This window comes from Micrococcus sp. LASM2_SD2, from assembly GCF_057364565.1.
On the sequence record NZ_JBNFOB010000131.1, the window covers coordinates 1 to 6,432 of the forward strand.

7 protein-coding genes and 1 pseudogene are annotated in these 6,432 nt (G+C 72.5%); all 8 read right to left on the bottom strand.

Going from position 1 to position 6,432, the window contains the following annotated elements:
* Positions 1-1,375, bottom strand: a pseudogene (locus AC2W7A_RS07940) (dihydroorotase); the annotation flags it as partial.
* The gene (locus AC2W7A_RS07945; protein ID WP_485990883.1) at positions 1,372-2,355 is read right to left on the bottom strand and encodes an aspartate carbamoyltransferase catalytic subunit; all 984 of its coding nucleotides are present in this window, start codon (positions 2,353-2,355) and stop codon (positions 1,372-1,374) included. The pseudogene AC2W7A_RS07940 and the gene AC2W7A_RS07945, both read right to left, overlap by 4 nt.
* 3 nt (positions 2,356-2,358) lie before the next feature.
* Positions 2,359-2,961: a bifunctional pyr operon transcriptional regulator/uracil phosphoribosyltransferase PyrR gene (gene pyrR / locus AC2W7A_RS07950; RefSeq protein WP_485990884.1), complete on the bottom strand. Its 603-nt coding sequence runs from the start codon at positions 2,959-2,961 to the stop codon at positions 2,359-2,361.
* Between the two features lie 180 nt (positions 2,962-3,141).
* The gene (nusB, locus tag AC2W7A_RS07955; protein ID WP_485990885.1) at positions 3,142-3,585 is read right to left on the bottom strand and encodes a transcription antitermination factor NusB; all 444 of its coding nucleotides are present in this window, start codon (positions 3,583-3,585) and stop codon (positions 3,142-3,144) included.
* The gene (gene efp / locus AC2W7A_RS07960; RefSeq protein WP_485990886.1) at positions 3,578-4,141 is read right to left on the bottom strand and encodes an elongation factor P; all 564 of its coding nucleotides are present in this window, start codon (positions 4,139-4,141) and stop codon (positions 3,578-3,580) included. Before efp ends, nusB begins: the two co-directional genes overlap by 8 nt.
* 101 nt (positions 4,142-4,242) lie before the next feature.
* A complete protein-coding gene (gene aroB / locus AC2W7A_RS07965) occupies positions 4,243-5,427 on the bottom strand; it encodes a 3-dehydroquinate synthase (RefSeq protein WP_485990887.1) in 1,185 nt (394 codons plus the stop codon).
* Between the two features lie 9 nt (positions 5,428-5,436).
* Positions 5,437-6,066: a shikimate kinase gene (locus AC2W7A_RS07970; protein ID WP_485990888.1), complete on the bottom strand. Its 630-nt coding sequence runs from the start codon at positions 6,064-6,066 to the stop codon at positions 5,437-5,439.
* A partial coding sequence (locus AC2W7A_RS07975; RefSeq protein WP_485990890.1) for a chorismate synthase occupies positions 6,063-6,432 on the bottom strand: 370 nt, incomplete at its 5' end. The genes AC2W7A_RS07970 and AC2W7A_RS07975, both read right to left, overlap by 4 nt.

Consider the following 6,432-nt stretch of genomic DNA (forward strand, 5'->3'; position numbering starts at 1 on the left):
GGTCGGCGCGCTCACCGCGTGGCCCCCCACGGGGGCGTGGCGATAGGGCTCGGCGAGGGGCGCCGTCCGCCACCACGCGGTGGCCGCGGTAGAAGGTGTGGACGGTGCGGCCCGGCAGCTCCCGGCCCTCGTACGGGCTGTTGCGGGACTTGGTGGTGTGGGTCGCCGGATCGACGACCGCGCGCACGGCGGGATCCCACAGCAGCAGGTTCGCCACGGCCCCGACGACCGGCGTGCCGTCCTGCTCGACGTTGCCCTGGTCCTCCAGCCGGGCGATGCGGGCGGGGGCGGCGGACATGACGCGGGCGACGCCGGCCCAGTCCATCAGGCCGGTCTCGACCATGGCCTCCTGCACCACCGGCAGGGCGGTCTCGAGGCCGGTCATGCCCATGGCGGCGACCGTCCACTCGCACTGCTTGGTCTCGGCGGTGTGCGGGGCGTGGTCGGTGCCGACCGTGTCGATGGTGCCGTCGGCGAGGGCGGCGCGCAGGGCGTGCACGTCCTCATCCCGGCGCAGCGGCGGGTTCACCTTGAACACGGGGTTGTAGGAGCGGACGAGCTCCTCCGTCAGCAGCAGATGGTGCGGGGCGACCTCGGCGGTCACCGCGATCCCGCGCTCCTTGGCCCAGCGGATGATCTCCACGGAACCGGCGGTGGACACGTGGCACACGTGCAGCCGGGACTCCACGTGCTGGGCCAGCAGCACGTCGCGGGCGATGATGGCCTCCTCCGCTACGGCGGGCCAGCCGGCCAGGCCGAGGACACCCGAGAGCTCGGACTCGTTCATCTGGGCGCCGGCGGTGAGCTTCGGCTCCTGGGCGTGCTGGGCGACGAATCCGCCGAAGGCCTTCACGTACTCGAGGGCCCGGCGCATGAGCACGGCGTCGTGCACGCACATGCCGTCGTCGGAGAACATGCGCACCTGCGCCTGGGAGTCGGCCATGGCGCCGAGGTCGGCCAGCGACTCGCCCTCCAGGCCCACGGTGACGGCGCCGACGGGGTGCACGTCGCACCAGCCGGACTCGCGGCCCAGGCGCCAGACCTGCTCCACCACGCCGGCGGTGTCCGCGGTCGGGGTGGAGTTGGCCATCGCGTGGACGGACGTGAAGCCGCCCATGGCGGCCGCGCGGGTGCCGGTCTCCACGGTCTCGGCGTCCTCCTTGCCCGGCTGGCGCAGGTGGGTGTGGAGGTCGACGAGCCCGGGCAGCAGGATCAGGCGCGTGCAGTCCAGGGTCTCGGCGCCCTCGGCCCGAGCCACGGCGGACGAGCCCACGGCGGCCACGCGGCCCTCGGCCACGAGCACGTCGGCGGTGTCGCCGTTCGGCAGGGTGGCGCCGCGCAGCAGGACGGGGGCGTCGGTGGTGGTGGCGGTCATGCTCGGGCCTCCGGGTCGTGGTTCAGGACGAGGTGCAGGACGGCCATGCGCACGGAGACGCCGTTGGCGACCTGCTCGAGGACGGTGTTGTGGGGCGAGTCCGCGGCGGCGTCGCAGATCTCCAGGCCACGGTTCATGGGGCCGGGGTGCATCACCACGGGCTGCTCGAGGAGCTGGCCGGGACGGGAGTCCAGCAGAGCGAACCGCTCGGCGGTCAGCCCCCAGGAGCGGGTGTACTCCCCCGGCGAGGGGAAGAAGGCGCCGCCCATGCGCTCGGCCTGGACGCGCAGCATCATCACGGCGTCCGGTCGCTCGGCGAGGGCCTCGTCGAACGAGTAGGTGATGCGGCAGGGCCAGGAGCTCGCGCCGACCGGCAGGAGGGTCGGCGGGGCCGCGATGACCACGTCCGCCCCGAGGGAGGCCAGCAGCCACACGTTGGAGCGGGCCACGCGGGAGTGCAGGATGTCCCCCACGATCACCACGCGCATGCCCCTCAGGTCCGTGCCGGTGGAGTCCACGCCGCGGGAGCCGGCGAGGCGGCGGCGCAGGGTGAAGGCGTCCAGGAGGGCCTGGGTCGGGTGCGCGTGCGTGCCGTCCCCCGCGTTCACCACGGCGGCGTCCACCCAGCCGGACTCGGCCAGCTGCTGGGCGGCTCCGGAGGACCAGTGGCGCATGACGATCGCGTCCGCGCCGATCGCGGCGAGGGTCTGCACGGTGTCCTTGAGGGACTCGCCCTTCGAGACCGAGGACCCCTTGGCGGAGAAGTTGATGACGTCCGCGGAGAGGCGCTTGGCGGCGGCCTCGAAGGAGATGCGGGTGCGGGTGGAGTCCTCGAGGAAGAGGTTCACCACGGTGCGGCCGCGCAGGGACGGGAGCTTCTTGACCTCGCGCTCGTTGACGGCCGCCATCTCCTCGGCGGTGTCGAGGATGGACAGGGCGTCGTCCCGGGACAGGTCGACGGTGGAGAGCAGGTGGCGCACGGCTCAGTCCTCCTTCTCGGCGTCGGTGATGACCACCGCGTCCTCGGCGTCGTCCCCGTCCGTCTCGGACAGGACCACGTGCACCCGCTCGGAGGTGGAGGTCGGGAGGTTCTTGCCCACGAAGTCGGCGCGGATCGGCAGCTCTCGGTGGCCGCGGTCCACAAGCGTGGCGAGGCGGACGGCGGCGGGACGGCCCACGTCCGCCACGGCGTCCAGCGCCGCACGGACCGTGCGGCCGGAGTACAGGACGTCGTCCACCAGCACCACCACGGCACCGTCGACGCCACGGTCCGGGACGCGGGTCGGTGCGGGGGTGCGGGAGGTCGAGCGGCGCAGGTCGTCCCGGTACAGGGTGACGTCGAGCTGCCCCACAGAGGCGGACGCGTCGAAGTCCGGGTCGATCCGGGCGACGATCTCCCCCAGCCTGTGGGCCAGGGGGACGCCGCGGCTCGGAATGCCCAGCAGGATCAGGTCGTCTGCGCCCTTGTTGGACTCGAGGATCTCGTGGGCGATGCGCGTGAGCACGCGCTGGATGTCCGCCCCGGACAGCACGGTCCGGGCGGCTCGGGCTCGATCGGAGCGAGGTGCGGTGGGATCTGCTCCCATGCCGGCGCCTCCTTCCCCGCCTCACTGGACGGATGTTAAAGGATGCGGTTCCCACCCGGTCCCGCCGGGCGGATGCGCCGGTCGGCTCGCGGCGGCGCACGGTCTCTACCCTACCAACGCCGCGGGCCCGGAATCCCTGTGTGGCGGGGTTCCGGGCCCGTGGCGGTTGTGGTGTGCCTCTCAGGCGAGCAGGGTCGGCTTGACCTGCTGCAGGCGGCCGAGCAGGCCGTTGACGAACTCCGGGGACTCGTCGGTGGAGAGCTGCTGGGCGAGGGAGACGGCCTCGGCGACGGCCACGCCGTCCGGGACCTCGTCGTTGAACAGCAGCTCCCAGGCGCCGACGCGCAGGATGACGCGGTCGACCGCAGGCATCCGGTCCAGCGACCAGCCCCGGGAGTAGGAGGTGAGGGCCTCGTCGAGGCGCTCCTGCTCGGCGATCACGCCGTCGATCAGCTGCTGCGCGTACGGGTTGACGCGCAGGTCCGTGTGCGTGACGCGGGCACGGATGCCCTCGTCCGGGGTGGTGCCGCGCTGCTCCGCCTCGAACAGGATCTCGACGGCGCGCAGGCGGGAACGGCTGCGCGCCGTCCCGCCGCGCCTGGCGGAGGAGGCGGACTCAGTCATTGACACGACCCAGGTAGTCGCCGGTGCGGGTGTCCACCTTGATCTTGGTGCCCTGCTCCACGAACAGCGGGACCTGGACCTCGGCGCCGGTCTCCACGGTGGCCGGCTTGGTGCCGGCGTTGGAGCGGTCGCCCTGCAGGCCCGGCTCGGTGTAGGTGATCTCCAGGACCACGGAGGCAGGCATCTCGAGGTACAGCGGGGTGCCCTCGTTCATGGCGATGGTGACCTTGGCGTTCTCCAGCATGTACTTGGCGGCGTCGCCCACGACGGCCTCGGAGACCGGGATCTGGTCGTAGGTCTTCACGTCCATGAAGATGTAGTCCTCGCCGTCCTGGTACAGGTACTCGTAGTCCGAGCGGTCCACGGTGGCGATCTCGACCTTGGCGCCGGCGTTGAAGGTCTTGTCCACGGTCTTGCCGGTGGTGATGTTCTTCAGCTTGGTGCGCACGAAGGCGCCGCCCTTGCCCGGCTTCACGTGCTGGAACTCGATGACGTTCCAGAGCTGGTTCTCGAGGTTGAGGACGGCGCCGTTCTTGATGTCGCTGGTGTTTGCCACGTTCTTCTCTCCCGCGGTCGTGACGCGCGGCGTCAGGGCGCGCGCGAGTCGGTCTTCTTCTTCTCGGGTGTGCGCCCGCCAGTCTACGGCAGGCGCGGGTCTCACTCGGCGATCTCCTGGTACGCCGCGAACAGCAGCGAGGCGTCCGGGACGTCCACCGTGCCGGGCTGGCCGAGGCCGTCCAGCAGGACGAAGCGCAGCCGGTCGCCGCGGTTCTTCTTGTCCCGCTGGATGCCCTCCAGGAGGGTCTGCCAGCGGTCGCCGCGGTAGGAGACCGGCAGGCCGAGGGACTGCAGCACGGACCAGTGGCGGTCCGCGGTCGCGTCGTCCAGCCGGCCCAGGGAGCGGGCCAGCTCGGCGGCGAACACGAGGCCCACGGACACGGCGGCGCCGTGGCGCCACTGGTACCGTTCGGCCAGCTCGATCGCATGGGCCAGGGTGTGGCCGTAGTTGAGCGCCTCGCGGCGGCCGTTCTCCTTCAGGTCCTCGGTGACGATCTCGGCCTTGACGGCGATCGCGCGCTCGATGAGCTCGCGCAGCACCGTGGAGTGCGGGTTCTGTGCCTTCTCCGGGTCCGCCTCGATCAGGTCGAGGATCGCCGGGTCGGCGATGAAGCCGCACTTGACGACCTCGGCGAGGCCGGAGATCAGCTCGTTGGCCGGGAGGGTCAGGAGCGTGTCCAGGTCGGCCAGCACACCGGCCGGCGGGTGGAAGGACCCCACGAGGTTCTTCCCCTCGGCGGTGTTGATGCCGGTCTTGCCGCCCACGGCGGCGTCCACCATGCCCAGCAGGGTGGTGGGCATGTGCACCACCCGCACGCCGCGCAGCCAGGTGGCGGCCACGAAGCCGGCGACGTCGGAGACGGCTCCGCCGCCCACGGAGACGATCGCGTCCGAGCGGGTGAAGTTGTTCTGGCCCAGGACCTGCCAGCAGAAGCCGGCGACCTGCAGGTGCTTGCCCTCCTCGGCGTCCGGGATCTCGGCGGTGAGGGAGGTCAGGCCGGCGGCCTCGAGGTCGTTCTTGACCACGTCGCCCGTGGCGCGCAGGGCACGCGGGTGGATGATCAGCACCCGCTGCACGTGCGGGCCGAGCATGGCGGGCAGCCGGCCGAGCAGGCCGCGTCCGACGACCACGTCGTAGCCGCCGCGGGCGGCGGCCTCGGAGCCTCCGGAGACGGGGATGACCGTGGCGTCGCCGTCTCCGGTGCGGTCGGCGGCGTGCTGGGCGGCCGGGTCGGAGGAGACCCTGTCCGGGGTCTCCTGGTGCTCCTGGGGGCGTTCCGTCATCGGGGCGGGTCACTCCTTCTTTCGGTGGCGGACCGAGTCCACGATACGCCAGGCCACGTCCTGGGAGCTGAGCCCGGTGGTGTCGATGGTCACGTCCGCGACCTCACGGTAGAGGTGGTCCCGTTCGTTCCGAAGCCGCTCCCAGTGGCCCTGCGGGTCGCCCTTCAGCGCCGGGCGCCCCTGGCCGCCGCGCACCCGTCGCAGGGCGACCGCGGTGGAGACGTCCAGATGCACCACCAGGTCGTCGGACTCGACCAGCCGGCGCCGGGTCGCCGCGCTGAGCACGGCTCCCCCGCCGCAGGAGAGCACGAACGGCCGGTGCCGGCTGAGCAGGTGCGCCATCACCTGTTCCTCGGCCCGGCGGAACGCGGGCTCGCCGTGCTCCGCGAAGTATGCGGGGATCGGCCCGTGGGCCTGGACGAACACCGTGTCCGCGTCCAGGTGAGCGCAGCCGACCAGCCGCGCCAGCTCACGGCCGACCGTGGACTTGCCGCACCCCATGGGGCCCACCAGCACGATGCGGCGGCGCAGCCGCCAGCGCCAAAGCCAGGCGGACGGGACGCGCAGCCGCTCCAGCTCACGTTCGACGGCCTGGACCATCCTGCGCCAGCGGTGCTCGCCGACGGTGCCGGGGGTCACGGCAGCGGATCGCCCATGTGGGCCTCGGACGCCCTGCCCGTCGGCTCCGGCAGCGGGGTCAGGGAGGCGGTGAAGGCCTCGAGGTTCCGCCTCGTCTCGGCGAGCGAGTCCCCGCCGAACTTCTCCATCACGGCGTCCGCCAGCACGAGGGCGACCATGGCCTCCGCCACGATGCCGGCGGCGGGCACGGCGGCCACGTCGGAGCGCTGGTGGTGGGCGGTGGTCTCCTCGCCGGTGGCCATGTCCACGGTGCCCAGAGCCCGCGGGACGGTGGCGATGGGCTTCATGGCGGCGCGGACGCGAAGCACCTCGCCGGTGGACATGCCGGCCTCGATGCCGCCGGCCCGGTCCGTGGCCCGGTGGGGC